The 22613-nt window shown below is 68.5% G+C and carries 32 protein-coding genes and 1 pseudogene; 21 read left to right on the forward strand and 12 right to left on the reverse strand.

Annotation, left to right across the window (positions count from 1 at the left end; all coding sequences use genetic code 11):
- Positions 1 to 126 precede the first annotated feature (126 nt).
- Positions 127 to 483 (forward strand): hypothetical protein, encoded by a 357-nt coding sequence (locus tag AO398_RS00380; RefSeq protein WP_058190037.1) that lies wholly within the window; start codon positions 127 to 129, stop codon positions 481 to 483.
- Between the two features lie 53 nt (positions 484 to 536).
- On the opposite strand, the gene AO398_RS00385 is transcribed toward AO398_RS00380, so the two are convergent.
- Positions 537 to 1073, reverse strand: a complete 537-nt coding sequence (locus AO398_RS00385; protein WP_058190038.1) for a hypothetical protein — start codon at positions 1071 to 1073, stop codon at positions 537 to 539.
- A 78-nt stretch (positions 1074 to 1151) separates the two neighbouring features.
- Entirely contained in the window at positions 1152 to 2009 is an 858-nt protein-coding gene (locus AO398_RS00390) for a hypothetical protein (RefSeq protein WP_058190039.1), read from the reverse strand.
- 288 nt (positions 2010 to 2297) lie between these two features.
- On the opposite strand from AO398_RS00390, the gene AO398_RS00395 reads away from it, so the two are divergent.
- From AO398_RS00395 to AO398_RS00415, 4 genes are all read left to right on the forward strand, one after another.
- Positions 2298 to 2537, forward strand: a complete 240-nt coding sequence (locus tag AO398_RS00395; protein ID WP_058190040.1) for a hypothetical protein — start codon at positions 2298 to 2300, stop codon at positions 2535 to 2537.
- 613 nt (positions 2538 to 3150) lie between these two features.
- Positions 3151 to 4311, forward strand: a complete 1161-nt coding sequence (locus AO398_RS00405; protein WP_152997359.1) for a hypothetical protein — start codon at positions 3151 to 3153, stop codon at positions 4309 to 4311.
- A complete protein-coding gene (locus tag AO398_RS00410) occupies positions 4308 to 4640 on the forward strand; it encodes a hypothetical protein (protein ID WP_058190043.1) in 333 nt (110 codons plus the stop codon). Before AO398_RS00405 ends, AO398_RS00410 begins: the two co-directional genes overlap by 4 nt.
- A gap of 5 nt (positions 4641 to 4645) precedes the next feature.
- The gene (locus tag AO398_RS00415; RefSeq protein WP_058190044.1) at positions 4646 to 5023 is read left to right on the forward strand and encodes a hypothetical protein; all 378 of its coding nucleotides are present in this window, start codon (positions 4646 to 4648) and stop codon (positions 5021 to 5023) included.
- 270 nt (positions 5024 to 5293) lie between these two features.
- Here the strand turns inward: AO398_RS00415 and AO398_RS00420 are convergent, their stop codons facing one another.
- Positions 5294 to 5854: a metallophosphoesterase family protein gene (locus AO398_RS00420; RefSeq protein WP_058190045.1), complete on the reverse strand. Its 561-nt coding sequence runs from the start codon at positions 5852 to 5854 to the stop codon at positions 5294 to 5296.
- Between the two features lie 542 nt (positions 5855 to 6396).
- On the opposite strand from AO398_RS00420, the gene AO398_RS00430 reads away from it, so the two are divergent.
- The 9 genes from AO398_RS00430 (at position 6397) to AO398_RS00470 (ending at position 14959) form a co-directional block, all read left to right on the forward strand.
- Positions 6397 to 7713 carry a hypothetical protein gene (locus tag AO398_RS00430; RefSeq protein WP_082643066.1) on the forward strand — a complete coding sequence of 439 codons (1317 nt, stop codon included), beginning with the start codon at positions 6397 to 6399 and terminating at the stop codon, positions 7711 to 7713.
- Positions 7714 to 7801: 88 nt separating this feature from the next.
- Positions 7802 to 8362 carry a hypothetical protein gene (locus AO398_RS00435; RefSeq protein ID WP_058190048.1) on the forward strand — a complete coding sequence of 187 codons (561 nt, stop codon included), beginning with the start codon at positions 7802 to 7804 and terminating at the stop codon, positions 8360 to 8362.
- Between the two features lie 177 nt (positions 8363 to 8539).
- Positions 8540 to 9721: a hypothetical protein gene (locus AO398_RS00440; RefSeq protein ID WP_152997360.1), complete on the forward strand. Its 1182-nt coding sequence runs from the start codon at positions 8540 to 8542 to the stop codon at positions 9719 to 9721.
- Positions 9699 to 11117, forward strand: coding sequence for a DEAD/DEAH box helicase (locus tag AO398_RS00445; RefSeq protein WP_058190050.1), 1419 nt, complete (start codon positions 9699 to 9701; stop codon positions 11115 to 11117). The genes AO398_RS00440 and AO398_RS00445 overlap by 23 nt, the downstream gene beginning before the upstream one ends.
- Before the next feature lie 89 nt (positions 11118 to 11206).
- Positions 11207 to 11635, forward strand: a complete 429-nt coding sequence (locus AO398_RS00450; RefSeq protein ID WP_058190051.1) for a GNAT family N-acetyltransferase — start codon at positions 11207 to 11209, stop codon at positions 11633 to 11635.
- A complete protein-coding gene (locus AO398_RS00455) occupies positions 11635 to 12687 on the forward strand; it encodes a hypothetical protein (protein ID WP_058190052.1) in 1053 nt (350 codons plus the stop codon). The genes AO398_RS00450 and AO398_RS00455 overlap by 1 nt, the downstream gene beginning before the upstream one ends.
- Positions 12677 to 13747 (forward strand): phosphoadenosine phosphosulfate reductase family protein, encoded by a 1071-nt coding sequence (locus tag AO398_RS00460; protein ID WP_058190053.1) that lies wholly within the window; start codon positions 12677 to 12679, stop codon positions 13745 to 13747. Before AO398_RS00455 ends, AO398_RS00460 begins: the two co-directional genes overlap by 11 nt.
- A complete protein-coding gene (locus tag AO398_RS00465) occupies positions 13747 to 14403 on the forward strand; it encodes a ParB/RepB/Spo0J family partition protein (RefSeq protein WP_082643106.1) in 657 nt (218 codons plus the stop codon). The genes AO398_RS00460 and AO398_RS00465 overlap by 1 nt, the downstream gene beginning before the upstream one ends.
- 1 nt (position 14404) lies before the next feature.
- Entirely contained in the window at positions 14405 to 14959 is a 555-nt protein-coding gene (locus AO398_RS00470) for a hypothetical protein (RefSeq protein ID WP_058190055.1), read from the forward strand.
- A 378-nt stretch (positions 14960 to 15337) separates the two neighbouring features.
- Here AO398_RS00470 and AO398_RS00475 read toward each other — a convergent pair whose 3' ends face one another.
- The 8 genes from AO398_RS00475 to AO398_RS00505 form a co-directional block, all read right to left on the reverse strand.
- Complete coding sequence (locus AO398_RS00475; protein WP_058190056.1) at positions 15338 to 15766, reverse strand: hypothetical protein; 429 nt, start codon at positions 15764 to 15766, stop codon at positions 15338 to 15340.
- 235 nt (positions 15767 to 16001) lie between these two features.
- Positions 16002 to 16187, reverse strand: coding sequence for a hypothetical protein (locus tag AO398_RS00480; RefSeq protein WP_058190057.1), 186 nt, complete (start codon positions 16185 to 16187; stop codon positions 16002 to 16004).
- A gap of 211 nt (positions 16188 to 16398) precedes the next feature.
- Positions 16399 to 16668: a hypothetical protein gene (locus AO398_RS00485; RefSeq protein WP_058190058.1), complete on the reverse strand. Its 270-nt coding sequence runs from the start codon at positions 16666 to 16668 to the stop codon at positions 16399 to 16401.
- A gap of 2 nt (positions 16669 to 16670) precedes the next feature.
- Positions 16671 to 16823: a hypothetical protein gene (locus AO398_RS28725; RefSeq protein ID WP_160329299.1), complete on the reverse strand. Its 153-nt coding sequence runs from the start codon at positions 16821 to 16823 to the stop codon at positions 16671 to 16673.
- Between the two features lie 2 nt (positions 16824 to 16825).
- On the reverse strand, positions 16826 to 17065 hold the full coding sequence (locus AO398_RS00490) for a hypothetical protein (protein WP_058190059.1): 240 nt from the start codon (positions 17063 to 17065) through the stop codon (positions 16826 to 16828).
- The gene (locus AO398_RS00495) at positions 17062 to 17361 is read right to left on the reverse strand and encodes a hypothetical protein (RefSeq protein WP_058190060.1); all 300 of its coding nucleotides are present in this window, start codon (positions 17359 to 17361) and stop codon (positions 17062 to 17064) included. Before AO398_RS00495 ends, AO398_RS00490 begins: the two co-directional genes overlap by 4 nt.
- A 267-nt stretch (positions 17362 to 17628) precedes the next feature.
- Positions 17629 to 17922 (reverse strand): hypothetical protein, encoded by a 294-nt coding sequence (locus tag AO398_RS00500; protein ID WP_058190061.1) that lies wholly within the window; start codon positions 17920 to 17922, stop codon positions 17629 to 17631.
- 90 nt (positions 17923 to 18012) lie between these two features.
- Positions 18013 to 18573 (reverse strand): hypothetical protein, encoded by a 561-nt coding sequence (locus AO398_RS00505; RefSeq protein WP_058190062.1) that lies wholly within the window; start codon positions 18571 to 18573, stop codon positions 18013 to 18015.
- A gap of 49 nt (positions 18574 to 18622) precedes the next feature.
- On the opposite strand from AO398_RS00505, the gene AO398_RS27185 reads away from it, so the two are divergent.
- From AO398_RS27185 to AO398_RS00535, 6 genes are all read left to right on the forward strand, one after another.
- On the forward strand, positions 18623 to 19054 hold the full coding sequence (locus tag AO398_RS27185; protein ID WP_244498620.1) for a hypothetical protein: 432 nt from the start codon (positions 18623 to 18625) through the stop codon (positions 19052 to 19054).
- A gap of 164 nt (positions 19055 to 19218) precedes the next feature.
- Positions 19219 to 19458 (forward strand): hypothetical protein, encoded by a 240-nt coding sequence (locus AO398_RS00515; RefSeq protein ID WP_058190064.1) that lies wholly within the window; start codon positions 19219 to 19221, stop codon positions 19456 to 19458.
- Positions 19455 to 19907, forward strand: a complete 453-nt coding sequence (locus tag AO398_RS00520) for a hypothetical protein (protein ID WP_058190065.1) — start codon at positions 19455 to 19457, stop codon at positions 19905 to 19907. The genes AO398_RS00515 and AO398_RS00520 overlap by 4 nt, the downstream gene beginning before the upstream one ends.
- 217 nt (positions 19908 to 20124) lie before the next feature.
- Entirely contained in the window at positions 20125 to 20460 is a 336-nt protein-coding gene (locus tag AO398_RS00525) for a hypothetical protein (RefSeq protein ID WP_058190066.1), read from the forward strand.
- Positions 20457 to 21281, forward strand: a complete 825-nt coding sequence (locus AO398_RS00530; RefSeq protein ID WP_058190067.1) for a metallophosphoesterase — start codon at positions 20457 to 20459, stop codon at positions 21279 to 21281. The genes AO398_RS00525 and AO398_RS00530 overlap by 4 nt, the downstream gene beginning before the upstream one ends.
- Positions 21282 to 21283: 2 nt before the next feature.
- On the forward strand, positions 21284 to 21619 hold the full coding sequence (locus tag AO398_RS00535) for a hypothetical protein (RefSeq protein ID WP_058190068.1): 336 nt from the start codon (positions 21284 to 21286) through the stop codon (positions 21617 to 21619).
- Here AO398_RS00535 and AO398_RS00540 read toward each other — a convergent pair.
- On the reverse strand, positions 21616 to 22041 hold the full coding sequence (locus tag AO398_RS00540) for a hypothetical protein (protein WP_201025688.1): 426 nt from the start codon (positions 22039 to 22041) through the stop codon (positions 21616 to 21618). The two genes, AO398_RS00535 and AO398_RS00540, sit on opposite strands and share 4 nt — an antisense overlap.
- A 256-nt stretch (positions 22042 to 22297) precedes the next feature.
- Here AO398_RS00540 and AO398_RS00545 point away from each other — a divergent pair.
- Positions 22298 to 22585: pseudogene (locus tag AO398_RS00545) on the forward strand (response regulator); the annotation flags it as partial.
- Positions 22586 to 22613 lie beyond the last annotated feature (28 nt).

Here is a 22613-nt window from a genome sequence, read left to right on the forward strand (position 1 = left end):
GTTGGAAACCATCGCCTGAACCCGTGACCGCCTAAAGCCCAGGGATAACCCCCACAGGCGGTTGCCCGGCCCCCTTCGACGACTCATCCTTGGGGTACGAGATCGCCCCGCCTGGAGAGAGCCGCCATGTCCCACGAGACCCGCCACGTTCTCGCCGACGTCACCGGCCGCGGCACCCAGGCCCTCATGCTCGGGCACTTCGCCGTGCAGGATTTCTGCGCCGGCATCGAGCGGGCCCGGGTCGAGGAGGTCGACGCTGTCTCGGCCGTCGTCGCCGAGCTCCATCGCGCCCGTCGTCAGGCTGCGGCCGCGGTCGCGGAGGTGGAGCGTCTGAGGGCCGAGGCCGCCCAGCTGCGCGAGGACCTCCGGTCGGCGGGGGGCGCCCTGGCTGCGGAGCGGGCCCGGGCCGACCGTCTCGACGGATCCCTGCGCCGGCTCATCGCGGGCGTGCGTGCGCACCAGGCCGCCCGGGCGGCCGCATAAAAAAGCCCGCCGGGGGGACCGGCGGGCGATTTGGGTTCGCGGGGCGGTGAGGGTCAGCGCGGACGCGGGCTGTAGCCCTGATCGAAAACGAGGCCCAGCTCTTCCAACGCTTGCGACAGATCCCGGCCCTGTTTGACGCCCGTCCCGCCCGTGGCGCCACGCTTCGCATGGTTCGGGACGGCGTGGGGCAGGACAGGCGGGAGGTGATAGGGTCCACGCGCGGTCGAGCCCGATAGGCCTGCGTTCACGTGGCTCTGGAGATCCCGGGCGCTGCAGCCGATCACATCGCAGAGCTCATTGTTGTCCAGCTGCGTGATCCACGCCTCCAAGGCGGGCGGCAGCGGGACGAGGCCCTCGTGCCGCTCGTGCGTGAACAGCCTCTTGCGGGCGTGCTGTAGGAGCAGATCCGCCATCGGCGTGGGCTCGCGCGGCACCGGTGCCGGCGCCTCGATCGGGGCGGCCCGGACAGCCTCCACGGCCTCGGCCGCGATGTCTGCCGCCCTCGGCTTGGCTTCCCATCCCAGAAGCCTGAGCGGGGACAGCAGGATCCCGAAGATCGCCGCCAGCAGGTTGCGAATGAAATCCATCATTTGTTGAATTCCTTGTGGTGAAGGCGGCCCCGCGCCGGGGGCCGCCGATGGGGGGATTGAAGCGCGCCGCCCTGAAAGTCAGAGGGCGAGAGTGGGGGCGTCGGCCGGGGCGGAGCGGCGCCGTCGGGACGGAAGCTCGCCGAAGAGGATGAGACAGAGCGGGTCGGGCAGCTGTTTCCGGTGGCCGTGCAGCAGGGCCAGCGCATGCGCGGCCTCGCCTTGATCGAGCTTGGTTCGCTCGCTCAGAAGATGTCCCGTCCAGCACGTGGCCTGCGACCACCCGATGGAGTTGCGGTCCGAAGCCCAGTCTTCGTCGAGCGACGAGAGGTGCTGGCAGGCATCGCACGCGGCCGCGCGGATGCCCTCGTCGGCCGCCTTCGCGAACCACACTGCCGGCGGGGTCCGCCCAAGCCTCTCGGCCGCGCGCTCGGCGTTGCCCCTGGCGTTACGCACGTGCCGCTCGGCGTCCTGCATCCCCCACACGGACCAGCTGTCCAGATCGAGAAGCTCGCGCGCGGCGGTAAGATGGCGACCGAGCATCCACGGCCGCTCAGCCACAATGACCGCCAGGTCGGCACGAATCGGGGCCGCGAGCGGCGCGAGTCGGGCGGTCTCCGCTTGGATGCGCTCCTCCTCCAGGCGGGCCCGCTCAGCGCGATCGGAGGCCGCCTTGCCGATGGCCGGGGCGATCGCGGCGGCGAGGGCGTCGGCGTCGACGGGATCACCGCCTCCCCACCAGCAGGGAGTGAGCACGCCGTTGGCCGTGCCGCGGTCCGTCCACGAGTAGCCGGCCGTGATCATCTCGGACCGCGCGCCGCGGTAGGCGTCGGAGAATGAGGGAGGGGCGTCGGGGCAGAGCCAGAGCTCGCGCTTCACGTCGTAGCGGCGGTGCGTGCCGACGTGGCGCCAAGTAGCTCCGAAGTCGATCGGGGGCATTTAGGGTATTCGCAAAAACCGGGGTTTCCGGCGCTTGGCCGGGTCAGCCGATGCGCTGACTGGCGTATCCTCCTCCCCGTATTGGCCTTTTGCAAGCGGAATGTTTCACCAACAGATTTGACGGCATTCACAACAGTTTCACCAACACGCTGTTGGTGAAACTGTTGAGGTATACATTTGTGCAGATCGGCTTGCCGGAACCTCTTGCGGTTTCCCGCGACGCCCCACTTAATAGCTGGAACGCGCATGCGCTGATCGAGCGGTGCCTGTCCAGAATAAGGTGACGTCATGAGGGCTACTATACGGAGGCGCGTCGCTCCGACGCCAGATAACGCCGCGCTCGTCCGTCTGGAGGAGCAGGTTGCCGCAGCTGGAAGCGCCAAGGCCTTCGCCCTCAAGGCGGGGATCTCCGAGTCCTACGTGGGCGACGTCCGGGCAGGCCGGCGCCAGCCCGGGCTGTCCTTGCTGCTGGCTCTCGGGCTGGTGAGGGTCGTCTCCTACGCTCCCGCACCGGAGGCGCGGTCGTGAGCGCCTTCACATGGCCTCCCGCCGCCCGCGCCCGCGTGCTTGAGCTGTACGGGCAGCCCGATACGAGCGAGGCCTCGATCGTCATCGTGCTGGCTGACGAGTTCGGCATTCACGTGAGCCGGTCCGCCGTGATCGGTATCGCGAACCGGGGGACGCTTCGCCCGGCGCGGGTTGTGCTCACGCCGGAGGAGAAGTTGGTCCGGAGCCGGGACCGCAAGCGCGAGGCGCGGGCCGCCGCGCGAGAGTGCCGGCCCGCGCCGGCGTGGGCTTACCCCGGCGCGTACCGCCCGGCTCGGCCTGCGTCTGCGCCGAAGAAGCCCTCCGCTCCGAGGCCGAGGCCGGTGGCGGCCCCCAAGCCGGCTCCAACCACGCCCCGGCCCGCCCCTAAGCTGAAGGCCGTCGTCGTCCCTGCCGTCCCGCCGTCGCTCCTGATCCCGCTGACGTCGGCCGGCCCCAACGCGTGCCGCTTCATCGCGGACGACCCGAAATCGGGTCCTGCGCTTGTCTGCGGGCACCCGGTGGCGCCGGGGTCGGCGTGGTGCCCAGGGCATCGCATGATCTGCGTGGTTCCGGAGTGGAACCGGCCCTTCGCCTGGCTCCCGAGGAGGGCAGCGTGAGACGATCCGGGACTTCCCTCGATGCGACGCTCGGCAGCCTACAGCGGACCGCTGCCGCGCTGGCGATCGGCTCCCTCGACGATGTTCGCGCTCAGCGCTGGATGGCGCTGCGTCTGCCGGCGGCATGTCGGCCCCGCGATCGAATGACGCTGTTTCCGTCGCCATTCGGCACCCCGCTGACGCCGTGGGGCATCGAGGCCGAATATCAGCCGGATCACTCGTGTTACGCCGATCACCCGGTCTACAGAGATGCGCTGGCCCAGAGCGAGGGCAGCGACCGTACGGTGGTTGCCGGCTATCTCCGAGGCGAAAGCGTCGTGACCTATGCCGGCAACAGCGTCCCCCCGACGCTTGAGGTTGTCACCGACTGGCTGAACGGCCTGTCGGAGGACGACCCCCGCTTCCTAGAAAAGCTCCTGCGTGTGACGTGGGCTCAGGCCGAAGTGCACGCGGAACGGTGGCACCAGCGGATGCTGGCAAAGCGGGCGGATCGTGTCGCCGGCAACGAGGGCACCGTCGATCGCCTCGATGTGCCGGTGATGCCCGGCTGGTACTGGGTCCACGTGGTCACCGACCGCGCCCTCGACGCCGAGGGCGAGGTCATGGGGCACTGCGTCGGTCGCGGCTACGATCATACAACCTGGGAGGGCGGTGTCCGTCCGGATGATTGTCGGGCCGATGCCGGGATCTGGAGCCTGAGGGATCCGGTTGGGAGGTCCCGCGTCACGGTGGAGATCGCGCTCGACGGTATCGTGCAGGCCCAAGGCCCCGGCAACGAGCGCCCGGAGTCTGAGACCGTTCCGGCGTTCGAGATCCTCCTCACGAAGTTCGTGGAGCCCGGCTCCAAATTCTACGTCCCGAATTGGGTGAAGCGCGAGGAGACCGGGGCGACGCGCTTGCGCACCGAGCAGGACATCCTCGCTGATCATATGGCTTACCGGCACGGCGTTTTTTACGAGCTCGGCGACGTCGTTGTGCCTGGAGTCGATACGCAGCCTGCCCGCCGGGAGCGCTACTCCCAGCGCGAGGCCGCTGCGCAGATGGAGGAACTCTGGGGCGTGAGACCGCGGGAGCCATCCCGGCGCGAGCGGCACGAGGCAGGGCAGCCCTGGTACCGGCAGCACGAGCGCCAGCGGAACGGGAGGACTCCTCGATGAGCGGCGGTCTCAACCTCGGCAGCCCCAACCCAACGTCGTTCCCGGCGAGCTTCGACGCCGCGGTCGTCGACGGCGGCTACCGGTCCGGCGACGGATGCTGGAACGCCTACGTGAACCGGGACCTCATCCTGATCTTCGACGAGGACGCCTGGCTGCCCCGCTCGGAGATCGTCCGGCGCTACGCCTGCGCGATGCAGGCCCGGTTCGCCCGCTATCAGGGCACGGACGAGCAGCCGCGAACGTGGGCCGACGCTGGCAACACGACGCATCATGGGCTCGCCCTGCGCCTCGTCGCCGAGGAGATCCGCAGCGGCCTGATCGAGGAGTGATAACCATGCCCCGCCGCCCCTCCTTCGCCGCCGACACCCCGGCAGCCGCCCTCTACGCGTGGATCGCCAACGCCGTCGCCGAGCGGTTCCACAAGCCGCGGGTTCTCCCGATCCTGCGGCGCCAGCCGACGCCGCCGCCGGCCCCGTTGCCCCTGCTGTTCGAGGACCTCCCCGAACAGCGTCGGGGCGAGCCTGCGCCGGTCCAGCCGGCCATCGAGCTAGAGCCGACCCCGGATCTTGATCCGCGGGATTTCCCGAACTACGCGCTGATGTCGAGGATCGTCGGGGATGCGATTGACCCGCCGAGCCAGCTGACGATCAGGCGTCGGCGGAGGGCGCGCGAGCGGGCCGAGGCGGCGGCCCGGGGGTCTTCTCAGATCTGAGGAGGCCCCCATCCATGTGCCCCTCGGCCAACACGCCGGAGATGGTCGCCCCGTCCGGGACGTCCCCCACCTTGGCGGGCCGGTACCGGGGGGCGGGGCAGCACCGGAAATAGGACATCCCGATCGGTGGCTCCCCCGGCCGAAGCTGGGCGTTCGCGCTTGCGACGGCGGGTTCGGCCTCGGCACGGGTCATCCCCATCGAGACGCGGCCGCACGCGAGGCAGGTCACCGCCCCGGGCGCCGGCTCGAAGTAGTCGTAGGACTAGCACATCAGGCAGCCTCGGCCAGCGCGGCCGCCGCGACGGGACCGCCGATCCGGGCGGTATCCATCTCCATCCGCTCCAGGATCTCCGGTACCGTCACTGGGCGCCAGTCCCATGTGTCGACGCCGACATCGAGCGACCGCCCGCACCCGGGCAGGCTGCCGTGGCTGTGGCCGTACAGGTGGAGGGCCCCGCGGTGGATCCCGTTCCACGTCCTCTGCGCGTAATGCCCGAGGACGAAGCGGCGGCCCTCGACGACAACCTCCGCCCGTTCATCCTGGCTGTACCAGGCGAGGTCTGTCGTGCGCGCCTTGTCGTGGTTGCCAAGGATGAGCCGCTTCCTGCCGTTGAGGCGGGCGAACACCGATCGGCAGTGTGCGGCGCTCGCGGCGTAGGCGAAGTCGCCGAGGTGGTAGACCTCGTCGTCCCGACGGATCCGATTGTTCCAGGCTGCGATTATGTGCTCGTCCATGGCCTCGACAGAGGAGAACGGGCGGGGCCTGCTCATGCGCGGGCTCAGCATGCCGCCATGGCCGAAATGGCTGTCCGATGTGAAGTACGTAGCCATGGGGAGGCCCCCTCTCATAGTCGAACGCGCGCGTCCGCATTTGCGGACGATGGGTTGGCTCAGGCCAACGGGCATTTCGCGAGAGGATGGGCGGTGCTCATACGGTCAGGATGGCTCAAGCCGGAAAGCTCGGCAAGCACAGGCTGCTAGCATCATTGTTGGATCCCTGGCCTTTGCTGTGGAGCCCAGGCGGAATAGGCGGTCTGCCGTTAACCGAGGACGCTCTTTGCCATTGCGGGGAGGAGTCCCGTGGGGGAGAATCGCCGGATGATGAATTCGGTCACATACGTCTTCGACGGCGGCACCTTCGACTTCTCGGAGGGTGCAGGAACGCGCGCCAGCAACGCGGGGGCTGACACGCTCCTGCCGCTCGATGTCGCGATCTGGACCGAGGAGCTGGCCGACCCCGACGGCTTCCCGACCTTCACCACCGCTCAGCTGCGTGCCGCGACGGTCGCGGCCCCTCCGCATCGTCTCAAATCGATGCGCCCGGGCCACGCGATTTACACGACCCGCAGGCACCTATCTGAGTGGAGAGAGAGTTGGCACGCCCCCGAGATCCAGCCCGACTGTACTGGGACGCCAAGCGCCAGGTCTGGGGCATCCGCGACCACATCGACGGCCGAGAATTCAAGCGCCGCACTCGACACGGCCGCGACGCTCGCGCGGAGGCTGAAGGCGAGCTCGCGCTCCATATCGCGGAACGCGATAGACTAGCCCGAGAGGCCCTGGCGATCGCGCCGAGCCACGACGACCCGGCGAACAGCAACCCCCGGCTCGTCACCGTCCCCGCCGTGTTGACCTTCTACGGCGGGCGGATGGAGGGGACGTCGAACGCGGCGATCGTCGGAAATCATATCGAGCACCTGCTGCGCCACATGGGCAAGCTCACGCTCGCGCAGATCCGGGGCGACGTCTGCCGCGCCTACGCTGAGGCCCGCCTCGTAGAGCCCTACATGCGGAAGGGGTGGAAGAAGCCGAAGTACCCGGTGCACTCCACGATCCGGCGCGAGCTCGTCACGCTGTCGGCGGCGGTGAACGTCTGGCACCTGGAGTACAACCTGGCGAGCGTCCCCAAGATCGCGAAGCCTCCGGACGGCAAGGCCCATCCGGACTGGCTGACCGAGGTGGAGTTCTGGCGCCTGCATAAGGCGGCGCAGGGATACCGATGGTTCGCCTCGGACCTCGCGACCGGCGAACCGATCTGGGAGCGGATCGAGGGCCTGCGCGACGAGCCGGGTGATCTGCTCACCCGGTTCCTGCTGATCGGCTTCTACAGCGGAACTCGATCGGCGGCCGTCCTCAACCTGCGGTGGCGCCGCCACCGCGTCGCCGGGTTCATCGATCTTCCGGCCGTGACACTGTTCCGGGAGGGTCCTGAGGCACCGCCGTCGCGGAAGCGGCAGCCCCCGTGCCGGATCCACAACGCGTTGCTGCCACTCCTCGCCGAATGGCGCGAGGCGGACCTAGCGGCCGGGATTTCCCGGGTCGTCCACAGGAACGGTGCCGGGGTCGCGCGGGTCAGCAAGGGCTTCAAGCTCGCGGCGATCCGCGCCGGCCTCGATCGGCGGGAAGTGGACGGGACGTACCGGGTCCGGGACCTGGCGGCGGCGCTCTCTGCCGATGCGGGCGTGGTTGACGACGGGGACGAGGGATACCTGCTGGAGGACGACGAGGACGCCGACGAGCTCGGCTGGCCAAGCCCTCACATCCTGCGGCACACCCGGGCGACGCTGATGCTCCGCGCCGGCGTTCCGCCGGTCGAGGTCGCCGAGTACCTTGGGATGAGCCTGCCCATGCTCCTCAAGGTCTACGGGCACACAAGCAGCGAGTACCAGCGCGCGGCCGCAGCGGCGTAATAAACACCGCTTGACTTTCGCCAAGACGTGTCCCAAAAATTGAGACACCGGCAGGCATGGGCCGCCGGTCACGACCGGAGAGACCGTCATGCTCAGCACCGCCCTGAAAGCCGTCCTGCATCTCAAGAGCGCCGAAGCCGCCCGCATCAGGGACAATCAGATAGCCGAGGCCACGGCGGCCATCGCGGCCGACCCGCGCGTGGTCCATGTCCAGTACCTCGGCCGCGTCCTCCAGGGCCGTCCCGCGTACGAGATCAAGGCGACGGACACGGCGGAGGGTACCCTCAACGGAGATTATTCGATCGGGGCCGTACTCAATGCGATGGCCATGACGACCGCGGAACACGAGGCACACCTCGCGGAAGGTCGAGCCAAGTTCGATGCACTCGTCGAGTCGGTTCGGATGCAGGCGATCGAACGCCGTAAGCAAGATGAGAAACTGAAGGCCGAGCGGGTCGAGAACCTCCGTCGGCTGAAGTCCGCTGGGATTTCCCGCCAGCGCCTGTCGTGGATCTGCAACCGCCTCGCGAGCGGCAGCTACGTCCCCAACGACGCGCTGGAAGACTGGGCCTGGTACGAGAGCGAGATCGTCCGTGGCCGCCCGTCCCCGATGAAGATCAGCCTTTACGTCGACGGGTTCGTGGACTGAGCGACCAGCCGGGGCTCCATGCCCCGGCCCTTCGCCGGTGGCCCCTCGTTGGGACCGCCCGTCGAGGGCCGTGGTTCTCGCCAGGCAGGCATAGGCCGCCGGGCATCCAGGAAAGACCTGACAATGGCGACGACGCGTATCGAGTGCGCAACGGAAAATTGCGCTGGGTGCATGGAGGTGGACGGCCGGAACCGGCGGGACGCCGATTACAGAGCAAAAAAGTTGATCGAGCGCGGCTGGACCTGCCGTGCCTGTGACAACCGGGCGGTTGTCGAGCGCGATGCAGCCGCCGGCCATCCTGCGCTGGAGGGATCCGAGAAGCAGATCGCCTGGGCAGCGACTCTGCGGGAGCGGACGCTGAAGACCCTCGATCCCATCGTGTCTGATGCGGTGAAGTCCGCTGCCGGCCGGCTGTTCTACACGTCCGGCGGCGTCTGCGGCATGCAGAACATGGTCCTGGAGCTCGCTGTAGTCGTCAAAGCGATCGGCGAGCCGGCTGTTCGAGAGGCGGTGGAGGCGATCCGCGCTGAGACCGACGCTCGATTCTGGATCGACGGGCGCGAGGAGGCTCCGCACCAGACGATCTCGGCGGTAGCCAGGCGCCTGGCGGATGAGGCGCGCGCCATGTCGCCGGAGGGCAAGGCGGAGGCCGCGGCCCAGCAGGAGGCTATGGCCGAGGCAACCCTGCGGCCGCCCGAGCCCGTGTCCGAGACCATCGCCGAGCTCTCGTGCCGGGACGGACGTCTCGTCGCCCGCTACGACGAGCGGACCGAGACCTTCAACACCACCGTGAAGGGCCTCGGCTACGTGTGGGATCCCGCGGCCGTGGCTTGGGTGCGCCGGCACAACTCGCTGATGATGGGCACGGCTACAGACAGGCTCGCCGAGACCGCACACGAGCTCATCGCCGCCGGCATCGTCGTGGCCCTCTACGACCCTGAGGCCCGCGCCAAGGCCATCGACCGTTCATACGAGCCCGAGCACCGGCGTTGGGTCAGCCTCGTCCCGTCCGGGGCGAACGAGGGAAAGCTGCGGCTCACGTGGGGCCGCGACGAGGACCTCTACTCCGCGTTCCGCAGCCTGCCGGGGGCCACGTACAGGGACAAGGCCTGCCTCGTCCCCGCGACGTCGCGCGACGCGGTCATCGACTTCGTGGAGGCGCACGGTTTCCGCATCACCCCCGGCGCAAAGAAGCGGATGGACGAGGTGATGGCGCAGCGCCAGCGGGGCATCGTCGTCGATGCCGTGGCGCGCCCCAAAGCCGAACCGGTCAAGGCCAAGGCCCGGGGCGACCGGCCCGATCCCATGGACATCCCGGAGCACGTGGGAATCGACGATGACCTGGTCGACCACGACTGAGCTCATGCCGCACCAGACGGACGCCGTCGCGAAGCTCCTGCCCTCCCGCGTGGGGGGGCTCTTCGCCGAGATGGGGACCGGCAAGAGCCGGATCCTTATCGAGCTCGCCAACAGGCGGGCCGCCAAGATCGACCGGGTGGTTTGGTTCTGCCCGGTCAGCGTCAAGGCCACGGTGCGGGCCGAGATCCTCAAGCACACGTCCTGCGAGCCCGACGACATCGTGGTCTTCGACGACCGCACCGACGCGGCGAAGATGCCGCTGGACCGCCCCTGGTACGTCGTGGGCATCGAGAGCCTGTCGTCGAGCCTGCGCATCATCGCCGCGTTCGACGCCCTCGTGGACGAGCGCACCTTCGTCGCCATCGATGAAAGCACGTACATCAAGGGCCCGCATGCCTCGCGGACCCGCCGGGTCACGGACATGTCCCGCCGCGCGCGCTACCGGGCGGTCCTGACGGGAACGCCGTTCACCCAGGGCGTCGTGGACCTGTATGGGCAGATGTCGTTCCTGAGCCCCAAGATCCTCGGGTACAACTCGTTCTGGGCCTTCGCGAGGAACCACCTCGAATACGAGACCGACCGCCGGACCGGCAAGGTCACGGGCCAGATAAGGCGGTCGCACAACACGGATGTGCTCGCCGCCCGCATCGCCCCGTACGTCTACCAGATCCGCAAGGACGAGTGCCTGAGCCTGCCGGAGAAGCTCTACGACGAGCGGTGGGTCGCGACGAGCCTGGAGCAGGACGCCGCCGCGATGAGGGCCAAGGAGGACGTTCTCGAAGACGAGGCGACCTACCTCAATCCGCACATCGCAATCTTCCGACTGTTCTCGCGGCTCCAGGCCATCGCCTGCGGATTCCACCGAGGCGCACCGATTCGCCACAACCGCATCGCCGGCCTCCTCGACGTCGTCGCGCGGATCCCGGAGGGCGAGAAGGTCGTCGTCTGGACGAAATACCGTCAGGGCCTCGACGAGATCGTTTCCGCTCTGTCGGGCGAGCACGGGGCCGGATCCTGCCGCGAGTTCCACGGCGGCCTCGACGAGCGCCGGCGCGGGGCCGAGGTCGAGGCTTGGCGTCGGGAGGCCCGGTTCCTCGTCGCGACGCAGCAGTCCGGGGGGCACGGCCTTACGCTCACCGAGGCGTCCCACGCCGTCTTCTACTCGACCGGCTTCAAGTACAGCGAGCGCGCCCAGGCCGAGGACCGCATCCATCGCATCGGGCAGGAGCGGCCTTGCACGTACTTGGACGTGGCCGTGGACTGCGGGATCGACCGCAAGATCCTAGCCGCCGTCCAATCGAAGGGGGCTACCCTGGCGGAGTTCCGCCGCGAGCTCGACGCCTGCCGGAAGAAGGGCATGAAAGAGAAGCTGCGGGCCCTGATAGCGTCGATTTAGGCTGATTTAGGCTTGACGTTTACCATGTCATGTCCCATAATTAGGGACATAGCAGGGGCAGGCATGGGCCGCCCGGCTTGGAGACGATCATGGCCAAAAGCATTACCACGCACGTCGTCGCGCCCGCCGATCGGGACCGCGACTTCTACGCCGACATCGGCCCGTTCTTCATGGACGGGGCCGTCCGCCGCGAGCTTCCGTACCTCAAGGACCTCCCCCACAAGACTTGGCTCCTCGCGAAGGAGGGCGGCACGGTCGTCGCTATCGCCGGCATCATCCCGCACGCCAACGGCGTCGCGGAGCTCTGCTCGCTCTACGTCGTCCCCTCCTACCGCAACACCGGCATCGCCGACGCTCTCGTCGAGAAGCGCCTCTCGATGGTCGAGGGCGCCCGCGTCATCCGCGTAGTCTGCGCCCCAGCCTCGGCCGGCCTCTACGCCGACAAGGGCATGAGGCAGGTTGCCAAGCGCGGAAGCTACGTCGTTCTGGAGCGCAAGGCCCAGAAGGCGGCCGCCTGATGATCGCCGCCCACCTTTCTCCCGACGCCGGATCCCGGCGCCGGGCCGTCGAGGGATTCCTCGCGGCCTCCGGCACCCGCCAGGCGATCTACGTATGCCCCGAGGCCTCCGCCTGGCGGGCCGAGGACTTGCGCGACCGCGCCCTGGTCGTGCCTTTCGAGCGCATGGACGATCGCGACACATGGCTCACGCTCAACGCCATGGTCGGCCCCGAGACCGCGCTCGTCATGGAGTGCGTGTCCCGCTACCCGAAAATCACGTCGACGAAGTTCGCCAACCTGCAGCGCCTCTCGAAGCAGGTCGAGCACCGCATGACTGCCGACATCGTGCCGTTCACCCTCGGCATCGAGTACGTCTACACGCCCTACAGCTACCTCGACCGATCCATCCTCGGGTTCGCCCATTGGTACGCGTTCCGCGAGGGGAACCTGGAGCAGGGACTCGACGGCGACGCGGTGTCCTCGCACGACCCGGTCGTCATCGCCCGCAAGCTGGCGAGCGTCACGACGTGCGACGGCGCTACCCTTCTCGCCGCCCGGACCGTCCTGGCCGTCGAGGCCGACGCGTCCGAGCATGCCGGATACGCGGCCAAGAAGGCGGCGCTATTCGAGGAGCACTCGAACCCCACCAAGATCGTCACCCGGCTGGCCGACCATGCCCACGCCTTCCGATCCCGGACGGCCGCCGTCGTCGCCCATGTCCGGGGACTGCCGGGACGGACCCTGGTCCTGACGAACCTCGGCTCCTACGCCGACAAGCTCGGCAAGGCCCTGGCCAAGTCGGGCGCAGCCGGTGCCGTGGCGACCTCGTTCGCCCTGGCCGTCGAGCGCCGCGACCTCGGCGGGTTCGATAACGTCGTCTACGCCGAGGCCCCGATCGTGAAGAGCTACCTCGCCCTCGATGTCGAGGCGGGCATGCGCAGGGACGCGACGGTGACCCTCGTCCGTGGCGACACCCGCATCGATTCCTTCCTCCACGACTGGTGGGGCCGCGAGACCGGTGCCATCGACGCCGTAACCACCACACTCCTGGAGGCCCGCCATGGCGCGTAAGCTCTACAAGCCCAAGACCGTGGACGTTGCGCTGGCCGAGCGCATGGCCTGGATCTTCGACACCTACGGCAAGGTCGTCGTCTCGATCTCCGGCGGCAAGGACAGCACCGTGCTGCTCGACGCGGCCCGCAAGGAGGCCCTGCGCCGGGGGACGACCGTCTTCGCCTTCTTCCTCGACCAGGAGGCCGAGTACGGGGCGACCATCGAGCACGTCCGTCACCTCATGGGCCTGCCCGGCGTCATGCCGGTGTGGATGCAGGTCCCCCTGCGCATGACGAACGCCACGTCCTACGAGGAGGCCTGGCTCCACGCGTGGGAGCCCGGCGCCGAGTGGATGCGGGCGAAGGAGCCGCACGCGATCCACGAGCTCCCCGGCGCGCCAGACCGGTTCCACGCCTTCTTCGAATGGTGGGAGGCCCGGTTCGACGCCGACACCGCCTTCCTCGTCGGCCTGCGCGCCGAGGAGGCCCTCAACCGGTACCGCGCCGTCACGAGGAACGCGGCCGTCGCGGGGATCCCGTGGTCGAGCAGGACCAAGGGCAAGGCCGTCAAGCTCTACCCGCTGTACGATTTCACCTTCGAGGACGTCTGGACCTACCTCGGCAAGAACGGCGTCCCATACAACCGGGCCTACGACTGGATGTGGGCTAAGGGCCACGGCATTCAGGAGATGCGTGTCTCGAACCTGATCCACGAGCAGGCCTTCCACAGCCTCTCGACGCTCCAAGAGTTCGAGCACGACACCTTCGAGGCACTTCAGCGTCGCCTCGCAGGCGTCCATGCCGCGGCGCTCTACGCCGGCGAGCAGTCGGTCTACCAGACGTTGGTTCGCCCCAAGGCGTACCCGACGTGGCGCGCCTACCGCGACTTCCTCCTCCAGACCCTTCCGATCGACGTCGGGAAATTCCGGACCCGATTCGCCCGGCAGCCCGAGGCGGAGAACGTGGCCCGCTCGCAGTGCCGGGCGCTCCTCCTCAACGACCACGAAGCCAACCTGCCGATCGACACCACCGTCAAGGACCCGCGCGCCTCGCTCGCCAAGTGGATGGAGTTGCTATGATGAACCGGATCGAGACCCTGACGGCCGACCTCGCCGCCGCCATCGACGGCCTCCCCCTGGAGGAGAAGGTCGAGGCCCTGAACGCTGCACGCCGCGCGCTGCACGCCGTCTCCCCGTTCCGCTCGGAGCCGGTGGATCTGGTGACCTGGGTGCTCAACGACGTCGTGGTGGCCAACGAGTATAACCCGAACAAGGTCGCCTCGCCCGAGATGGCGCTCCTGCACCGCTCGATCCGAGAGGACGGCTACACTCAGCCGATCGTCACGTTCGCGTCCGGCGTCACGTCCGTCGTGGTCGACGGCTTCCACCGTCATCGGGTCGGCAAGGAGAAGGCGGATGTCCGGGAGCGCATCCACGGGTACCTGCCCGTCGTCGCGATCGACAAGCCCCTGGCCGAGCGCATGGCATCGACCGTTCGGCACAACCGCGCCCGCGGCAAGCATCAGGTGGACCTCATGAGCGAGATGGTGGTGAAGCTAGTCAACCTCGGCCAGTCCGACCAGGCGATCGCGCGCCAGCTCGGGCTGAGCGCCGACGAACTCATCCGGCTCAAGGCCCAGACCGGTATCGCCTCCCTGTTCGCCGGGCAGCCCTTCTCGCGGTCGTGGGTCGCGGTCGAGGAGGCCGCGCCTGTCCTCGCCGACGAGGAGGCGTGACGTGAAGGTCAGGATCATGCACAAGGACAGCTTCGCATTCACCGGCGCCGACATCGACTGGGAGGCGATCGGCATGGGGCCGATCGGCTTGGTAGAGGACGCGGAGGGGAACTGGTATCCCCTGGCGTTGGATGACCGGCGCCATCCGCACCTCGTGGATGCTGATGGGCCGCACGAGCTCGATCGCGAGAACGCTGGGCCGGCGATCTATCGCGCGCTGGACGAGACGTGCGAGCGGTTATGGGGGCACTCCTGGAACTCGGCGGTGGGTGAGATCTTCGGGCTCAACCGGCGCACCACCCAGCGCGATCGCGTCTCGCGCTACCTGCTCCCGCCGGCGGTCCTGCAAGTCGTCGCCTACGTGGCGAGCGCGGACGACAGCCAGGAGTTGGCCGGTGCGCTCTTGGCCCTCGCACGCTATGCCCGGAAGACGGGCAGCAAGGCGGAGGCGCTTGGATACTGGCAGAACGCAGCCGACGTTTTCTACGGCAACGCCAAGGACGTGATCGTGGGAGCCGGTTTGGCTGGTCCGGATTTGGCCCGGAAACCCGTCTGACGGGCCGGAATGCGGATACGCGGCGGTGCGCCGAAACGAACGGCGATGAACGGGTTTGCATGGGTCCCGTCATCGCGTAGAGGGGAGGGGATGACGCGGGCAAGCCTTGCCAAGGTTGGGGTCGAGGGTTCGAATCCCTTCGCCCGCTCCAGTTTCTCCAACCGAAACAGTCACTTAGCAAGGCTGCCTCCGGGTGGCTTTTTTTCTGTGGGGCCATAACTGGGGCCGAAACGTGCGGAAACTCCGCTCGAACGGGGGTCCGGCAGGGTTGTCGGCGACGGGCCGGGGCCGAAAGGTTTCGGACCCGGCGGAAGGCGTCGCGAGGGAAGGCTGCCACCCCCCGCGTGTCCCGTTCCAGGGCACGACTCGGCCGGCGTCTCACGTTCCCAGGTCGAAAATCTCGACGAGCTCCGGATTGCCGTGCGCGTCCCGTCCGCCGGACGGATCCTCGATCAGCAGGTTGATGACCCAGGGCTCGCCCGGTCGCGGGGCCCTGCCTTCCCCGAACGTCGCCGCAAGCTGGACGGCGCCGATCCTGTCCGAGACTCGGAAAGCGGTCCGGTCCTCGATGGCCGTGCCCTCGGCAAGCGCCTGCCCGGAGACGACGCGGTGGGCGTAGCCGCCGGGAGCGGTATCATCCGGCCAGAGCGCGTGAACGACGGCGCCCGCCTTCATCGCCTGCTGCACGTAGCGACCGGGCCCTTCTCCTCGGCGCGCTCGGAGGCCTAGCGCCCTGTCGGTCGTGGCGACGCTCCTCAGCAGGATCCTCACGATCTGCTCGGGTGTCTGGTCCTTGATCTTGTCCATCGTCTTGCCTCCGTACCGGCACCATCTCCGGGAGGCCAATTGATTTAACCACGAATACTTGCGTGAACCTTAGCGAGCCTAAGGTAAAATTTGGGCTTACTGATTCTGTATACTTTTAGGTATCATGAAACATCGCTCAGCGGGCGCACACTCCGGATACGGCACGGCTCTGGAGATTGTGAATACAAAATTCCTGAGCGCCTTCTTCGGGCGCACAATCCGAGTCTCGGGCAAGTCAGGCCTCCACAACTGTATGAACGTCCACGCGGCCCTTGAGGGCATCGAGCCAGCCGAAGCTCGGCGGCTCGGCGTCCAGCGTCGACCGGGCATCCCACATAGTCGCGAACTCCTCGCGGGTGATGACGACCTGGTCTGGAGCGAAGGCGGGGACGGGGGCGATGAGGCGCACGTCGCGGTCCACGAGGTCCTGCTCGTAGTCCGAGCCGATCTCCAGGATCCCGTGCGGATCGTCGCCAAGGTATGAGATGCGCGCCGGCTCAAGGGGCTCGCCCTCGCACCACTCGACTCACCAGAACTCGGCGGGGCGGTTCGGCGGAGCTCGCGCTGCGGCTCTCGCCTCGGCAGAGGCCATCCGAAAGAAGCGGTCACGTTGACGGCCATCGTCCCCTCCCTCAGCTGTAGGCCGACCAGCACGCGGGCAGCCCGCCGCCGCGGCGGATCCGGGCGTCCTGTTCGGTGAAGCGCTCCAGGACGAGCTCGGTGTGCCCACCCCTCGGGGGCGCCGGATCCGCGTCAGGGTTCTCCAGCACGTAACGCGTTACGTGCTTGGGATCGGCCGGGCTTGCTGCGATCCGAGCGCGCCAGGCGGCATGCCCGGGGGCGTCTCCGAAGCGGTGGGCGAGCCGTTCGAGCAGGGCGGCCGAGGGGGCGGGGCGGGTCATGATCAAACCTTCCTTCGGGGGGAGAGCGCCTCGCGCAGCCGGCCGACGTCGCTGGTATCCGTGCGCTCGATCGTCGTGACGATCGCCACGATGAGCACCATGAGCATCAGGACGGCTGACATGAGAGAGCAGACGAGGGTGGTGAGCTCGCCCATCGTCAGACATCCTCGCACGGTAAGAGTCCGTGGCTCTGCAGGACGACCTGGATCCCGCCGGCGAGCTGCCTGTCGTTGAGGCCGTCAGCGCTCCCGCGGGCGAGGACCTCCTCGACCAGCGATGAGGTCGTGGGCCGAGCCGGCTCGGGTGCGCTCGGTGTTGGGTTGCCCCAGCCGATGATGAGGCCGATCTCCATGCCCGCCAGCACGGACAGCAGGAGCCAGATCCCGAGCCAGATCATGCGCAGGCCCCCTTCGGCGCGACGGCGAACTCGGGCGGCAGGTCCTGCCCGCACAGCGCGATCCCGGCTGCGGCGCGGTCCTCCTCGTCGAGGGAGGCGAGCCCGGAGGCCACGAGGTCGAACAGGTCGAACGTGTGTAGGACGACGTCGGTGACGCCGACCGCCGCAAATGCGGCGCGGGGTTCCGGGCGCCCCCACCGCACCCCGGCGACTGTCCGCCGGAACGCGCTCCTCGCCTCGAACGGCAGCGCGTAGAATGCCCTCCCGTCCCACCGCGCCTCGATCCCGTCCGCCATCGCCTGCCCCGCGCCATCTGCCCCACCAGGGTAGCACTCCAAACGATTCGGAACGGGACGGCCAGCGGGCTCGAAGCCCAGGGAAAACCTAACCAGTCCGGCAGCTTGCTATTGCCCCGCGGGTCGGCTTCGGGCAGTGTGCAGGCCTCACCGAAGGGATCGCCCCAGTGACCGCTCGCTTCTCGAAACGGACCGTTCGCACCGCCTGAGCCACCGAGCTCGGCGCCCGCCTGCGCGTTCCAGTTTCAGAGTGAGCCTCCCCCAATCTCAGACGACGTCCAGCGCCGCGCCCGGCGCCTCACCCGCATTGCGACCTACCAGGAATCCGAGGAGCGCCACCGGGCGGCGATCACGCTCCCTCCGGGCGGCATCCCCTCGATCCAGCAGCTGCTGGCTGGTGCCGAGCTGTCCGTAGGCAGCATCGAAATCGACGCAACGCGCTGGGCCGGGCGGCTGCTCGGATCCCCGGAGGGCGGCCGGCTCGACGAGGGCGTGCGGTCGGCCCTCGACCGGCTCCTCACGGGGTTCTCGGCTGACGCCTGCGAGGATGCGGAAATCCACGCCCTCGGCGCCATCCGGCGGTTCGAGCCGGACATCACGATCGAGGACATTTACGCCGACATCGCCGACCGGTGCGCGATCTACGCCGCCCTACTGGGCTGCCAGGAAGCCGCGGGCCGGGCCGTCGCGATCGTTCATGATGCGATCGGCTCGTATCTGCACGTTGCGGGCGGGGATCCCGTGCCGCTGCGCGAGACCTTCGTCAGCCTGCTGGCGTTCGCGGGGCTCTGCCGTCGTGACCTGCCGTCGTGCGTGGCGGACCTCGCCATCGCCGCCTCGTGGCCGGTCGTCCGCGGCAACGCCCGGAGGCTGCTGGCAACAATCGCGCAAGTCGCGGAGCCGCCGGAGGAACTGCTGGCGGGGACCGGTCCGGCCGGGCCGTCGCAGCACGTCCCCGCCGACGTCACCGCTCTGGCTGAAGCGGTCGCGCCCGGCTTGGTCGTGATCCCGGCGCCGCCTGGAGGCAAGAAGATCCCGGGCCAAGCCCGCACGCTCGTCGGCAAGCGCCTGCCCCTGCGCCCGCTTCCGGACCTTGAGGTTCTCGGTCGGGAGCTGACCGCCCGGCGGCCATGGGCGGCCATGGGCGGCCCCGGCGATCGCCCGGATCGTCGGCCTGCTCCTCGGGCGGTCCCATGCGAGCCTGCCGAACATCGTCCTCGTCGGCCCCCCGGGCACCGGGAAAAGCGAGCTTGCTCGGGACTTGGCCACCGCGCTCGACCTGCCATCGCTCGTCTACGCCTGCGCCGGCGCGCACGACGGCTCGATCGGGGGCACGTCGAAGCAGTGGAGCTCAGCGAGGCCGGCGGTCTGGACCCAGATCTGCATCGAGAACGAGAGCGCCAGCGGCATGCTGATCCTCGACGAGCTCGACAAGGCGGCCGAGCCCGGTAGCCAAAACGGGTCCGTCCGGGAGTCCCTGCTCGGGATCGCGGAGCTCAGCCAGCGCAGGGATTTCTGGGACGTTGAGCTGGAGACGCGATGTGACCTGAGTGGGATCTCGCTCGTTGCGACGGCCAACAGCACGGAGCCGCTGCGAGGTCCCCTGCTCGACCGGTTCGTGACGATCGCCGTCGGCGCCCCCCGCCGGGAAGACCTGCCGGTGATCGGGCAGTCCGTCCTGGAAGGACTCTGAGCCGAGCATGCGGATCCGCGGTGGATCCAGGATCTCGACGGGACCGAATACGAAGCCATCCGCAAGGCATGGCGAGGCGGCTCGATCCGCCCGGTCAAGCGCGCCATCGAGCACATCGTCGGGCTCCGTTCCGACACCCGCTTCGCGCACGGAGGGGGGCCGCCATGTCAGTGTCAGCCCTCCGCTCCATGCGGGACGACATCGAGGCCGCAGTCCTCGACCAACGCGTCGAGCCGTCCCTCGCCGGCAGCGTCTACAGGTACCTAGCCGCCTTCCTGCGACTTGCCGAGGACGGCGACCTGGACCCCGAGTTCGCTGCCGGCAAGGGCCGCGCCGCGGTCGGATCCCTGCGCGCCGTCCCCCGCCTCCCGCCCGCCCGCGCCCGCACATGGAGCCAGTCGTGAGCATTCGCAGCCGCCGCGCACACCGGGAGCTCCACGGGTATCTGGAGCGGCTTTACGGCCCGCAGCCCACCCTCATCATCAGGGAGATCCCGCACGAGGGCGCCGTGCGGATCTCGCTGACCGTATCGGGCAGGACGGCGATCTGGCCCGATCCGGAGGACGGCCAGACGTACAGTGCCTCCTCGATCGACAGGTTCGCTCCCAGCTACATCGCGATCGTCGAGCAGATCGCGGCCCGCCTCGTCGCGGTCCAGAGCGAACGCTACTCCCCGGGGAGCGGGCTGGAGTCGCGGGATCAGAATGACGCCGAGTACGACCTGCACAGCGACTTTCCCGTGCTGTTCCCAATTGCAAGCCTGGAGATCGGCGTGCCCTGGCTGGAACTCGTGCGCGCGGTCGCAGAGGTCCTGCGCAGAGAAGATTTGCTCAACGGCCTGAGTTCATCTTAGATTAAGCAAAAGTTTGCTTCTCTCAGCTGGTATTTTGACGACAAGCCTCAGGATTTTCGGGATCAGATTAATGTCGTCATCAGTGCCGCGGTGCATCTTTCGACTGTCGTCTGCGAGACCTGCGGCGCCCCGGGACGGCATCGGCACGGGGGCTGGCATGTGATCGCATGCGATCCCTGCGACGAGGCGCGTGGCCGCATAAGGACGAACCGCGTCGGTGGCTGACGTCTACTGGCACCGGGGCCGCCGGCTGTGGAGCGTGCGCGAGGGCGGCCGGGTCGTCGCGCATGTCGAGGCGATCGGGCTGCGCGACGTGGTCCTCCGGGCGAGCGAGAAGGCCCGGATCCGGTGCATGAGGACTGGGGTGAAGGACGTCCACGCGTGGGCGGCGGGCTCCGTCATGAAGGCGCTCCGGCCGGCGGGGGCTGTCCGACTTCTGTACCGGCTCGCCGAGCCCGGTTTCAGGGTGGACGGGGCGGTCGTCATCGCCGCGGCCGCGGCGTGGTTCGAGGCAGATGGAACAGCGTGGATCGAAGGCGTGGGGGTGGTGTGACGAGCGTCTGGATCCCGAGCGACCTACACACCGACGCGTCCCCGTGGACACCGCCACTGGGCCCGCTCGTCGACATCGCGATCGTCGCCGGCGACGTCGCCGATGGCCTGTGCTGGCGGTCGATCCCCTGGCTCGTCGAGCACATTCGGCCCCGGGCCCGGCACGTGATCTTCGTGCCCGGGAATCATGATCTCTACGGGTGCCGCTACCCTGACGAGATCGCCCGGGCCCGCGAGGCGGCGATCGCGGCCGACCTGACGCTGCTCGACTGCGGGCAGGTCCGGCTTGTCGGCGGCATTCAGATCTGCGGTGGCGTGCTCTGGACCGACTACGAGATCACCGGGAACAGGGCACACGCGCTGCGCGTAGCCGGCGACCGTCATCTCGGCATGAATGATCACAGGCGGATCCAGACCCGCGACCGGCTAGGGGTCCCAGCCCCGTTCCGCCCTCTCGTCGCCGCAGGCCTGCACGCCGAGCATCGCGGTCGCATAGAACGGGTGCTGGCGGAGCGATGGGATGGGTCACGGATCGTCGTCACACATCACGCGCCTCACCCAAGGAGCCTGCTGCACGGCGAGGTTCGCGAGACGATCGACGCCGCATACGGGTCCGACCGTTCTGCGCTCATGGAAGGCCCGACGGCGCCCGACATCTGGATCCACGGGCACGTCTACGTGAGCCGGGACTACGTCGTCGGCGGGACGCGGGTGATCGCCAACCCGAGGGGGCACGACACGAGCTTCCGACGCCGGGACGGGACGTGGTCCGACGTGCGCGAGAACCCCGCTTTCAACCCGAATTTCACAATTGAGATCTGACGATGCGAACTTTCCTCGCCGCGGCCCTGGTCGCCCTCTCGATGCCGGCGGCCGCGGTGGACACGACGTGGATGCTGCCCCCAGACGGCCTTTACTGCCCGATCGGCGTGAACGTCATGCCGATCTCCATCAGCGAGGGCGGCGTGGGGATCGATGGGCTCGACTGCGCGGCCGTCAGTCTGGAGGGCGGGCGGATGTGGTCGAATGCTTGCTACGCGAACGGGGGAACAACGGTGCCCTACGATGTTGATTTCGAGGTCAGCCCGTCTGGCGCGATCCTGCACGACGGCGTCCGATTTCAGCGCCGCGTCGGGCCGGCCCCGTGCCCGGCGGACTAGGACTGCCCGGCCCAGGCGGCGGCGATCGTCGCCTCGAAGGCCGCCCGGATTGCGGCGGGATCTCGCGCGGGCTTGGCCTGCTCATCCAAATGGTCGCCGACGACCTTGGTGATCGCCGCAGCCCTCTTCCGGGCGATCCGGCGGATGTGGTCGAGATCCGTCGAGGAGACCCTCGCTTCCCCGGATTTCCACCTGCGCACGGTCCGCCCGTCACTGTGGCCGAGGTCCCGGGCGACGTCGGTCCTCCACCGGGCCCCGTAGAGGAGTTCGGCGATCGCGGCAAGTTCCTGGAGGGGCGTCAGATCAGCGGGACCGCCATTGCCGTCGGCGCCTGTCAGGGCCACGGCTATGGGCGCCTCGGCGGCCTCGGCGCGGCCCTTCGCGATGCAGCGATTTCTCTCCGCGGGGCCGCGGGCGGCCATTTCGTCGGGCTTGTCTTTCAATAACTTAGCGGGGCTATCGGCATTAAAACGCGTTTGGGTACCATTCCGCTGCGTGGGTTTCCGGTGCGGGAGAACTGTGCAGAAACCCATAACCTGCCAATTACCGATATAATCTGAGCGGCATCGACCACATACCCTGCAAACCTGGCTCGCTGGCGTTGGTGTATCGAGGCGGTCCCGATCAGCCAGCCACCTAGATCTCGACCGGGCGGTCCTTATTCCACGCCTAATCACACCCTCGCGCCTCAACGCCGTGTTCTCGGACGTGGTGATGCCCGGGATCGGCGGGATCGAGCTCGCGAACCGGCTACGTGAACGTCACCCCGACCTTCCGGTCATCCTCACGTCCGGTTACAGTCACGTGCTGGCGCAGGACGGGCCCCACGGCTTCGACCTGGTACGGAAGCCCTACTCGGCCTCCGAGGTCGGCAAGGCCCTTTCCTCGGCGGCCGTACGGCGATCCGGGCGTCGCGTTGCGTCGCCGGCGGACACCCAGGACGCGGTCGGGCCGTCGTTGCGGTGACATCGTTGCACCAGAGGCCGCACGACTG

The organism is Methylobacterium sp. GXS13 (assembly GCF_001455965.1).
Taxonomy (GTDB): Bacteria; Pseudomonadota; Alphaproteobacteria; order Rhizobiales; family Beijerinckiaceae; genus Methylobacterium.

Coding starts and splice junctions, on each gene's coding strand:
- AO398_RS00460 (WP_058190053.1), top strand. CDS start 12,677: ATGGCGCGTAAGCTCTACAAGCCCAAGACCGTGGACGTTGCGCTGGCC.
- AO398_RS00385 (WP_058190038.1), bottom strand. CDS start 1,073: ATGATGGATTTCATTCGCAACCTGCTGGCGGCGATCTTCGGGATCCTG.
- AO398_RS00465 (WP_082643106.1), top strand. CDS start 13,747: ATGAACCGGATCGAGACCCTGACGGCCGACCTCGCCGCCGCCATCGAC.
- AO398_RS00420 (WP_058190045.1), bottom strand. CDS start 5,854: ATGGCTACGTACTTCACATCGGACAGCCATTTCGGCCATGGCGGCATG.
- AO398_RS00415 (WP_058190044.1), top strand. CDS start 4,646: ATGCCCCGCCGCCCCTCCTTCGCCGCCGACACCCCGGCAGCCGCCCTC.
- AO398_RS00495 (WP_058190060.1), bottom strand. CDS start 17,361: ATGGCGGACGGGATCGAGGCGCGGTGGGACGGGAGGGCATTCTACGCG.
- AO398_RS00505 (WP_058190062.1), bottom strand. CDS start 18,573: ATGTTCGGCAGGCTCGCATGGGACCGCCCGAGGAGCAGGCCGACGATC.
- AO398_RS28725 (WP_160329299.1), bottom strand. CDS start 16,823: ATGGGCGAGCTCACCACCCTCGTCTGCTCTCTCATGTCAGCCGTCCTG.
- AO398_RS00445 (WP_058190050.1), top strand. CDS start 9,699: ATGACCTGGTCGACCACGACTGAGCTCATGCCGCACCAGACGGACGCC.
- AO398_RS00390 (WP_058190039.1), bottom strand. CDS start 2,009: ATGCCCCCGATCGACTTCGGAGCTACTTGGCGCCACGTCGGCACGCAC.
- AO398_RS00515 (WP_058190064.1), top strand. CDS start 19,219: ATGTCAGTGTCAGCCCTCCGCTCCATGCGGGACGACATCGAGGCCGCA.
- AO398_RS00535 (WP_058190068.1), top strand. CDS start 21,284: ATGCGAACTTTCCTCGCCGCGGCCCTGGTCGCCCTCTCGATGCCGGCG.
- AO398_RS00435 (WP_058190048.1), top strand. CDS start 7,802: ATGCTCAGCACCGCCCTGAAAGCCGTCCTGCATCTCAAGAGCGCCGAA.
- AO398_RS00490 (WP_058190059.1), bottom strand. CDS start 17,065: ATGATCTGGCTCGGGATCTGGCTCCTGCTGTCCGTGCTGGCGGGCATG.
- AO398_RS00540 (WP_201025688.1), bottom strand. CDS start 22,041: ATGGCCGCCCGCGGCCCCGCGGAGAGAAATCGCTGCATCGCGAAGGGC.
- AO398_RS00485 (WP_058190058.1), bottom strand. CDS start 16,668: ATGACCCGCCCCGCCCCCTCGGCCGCCCTGCTCGAACGGCTCGCCCAC.
- AO398_RS00380 (WP_058190037.1), top strand. CDS start 127: ATGTCCCACGAGACCCGCCACGTTCTCGCCGACGTCACCGGCCGCGGC.
- AO398_RS00450 (WP_058190051.1), top strand. CDS start 11,207: ATGGCCAAAAGCATTACCACGCACGTCGTCGCGCCCGCCGATCGGGAC.
- AO398_RS00410 (WP_058190043.1), top strand. CDS start 4,308: ATGAGCGGCGGTCTCAACCTCGGCAGCCCCAACCCAACGTCGTTCCCG.
- AO398_RS00455 (WP_058190052.1), top strand. CDS start 11,635: ATGATCGCCGCCCACCTTTCTCCCGACGCCGGATCCCGGCGCCGGGCC.
- AO398_RS00395 (WP_058190040.1), top strand. CDS start 2,298: ATGAGGGCTACTATACGGAGGCGCGTCGCTCCGACGCCAGATAACGCC.
- AO398_RS00475 (WP_058190056.1), bottom strand. CDS start 15,766: ATGGACAAGATCAAGGACCAGACACCCGAGCAGATCGTGAGGATCCTG.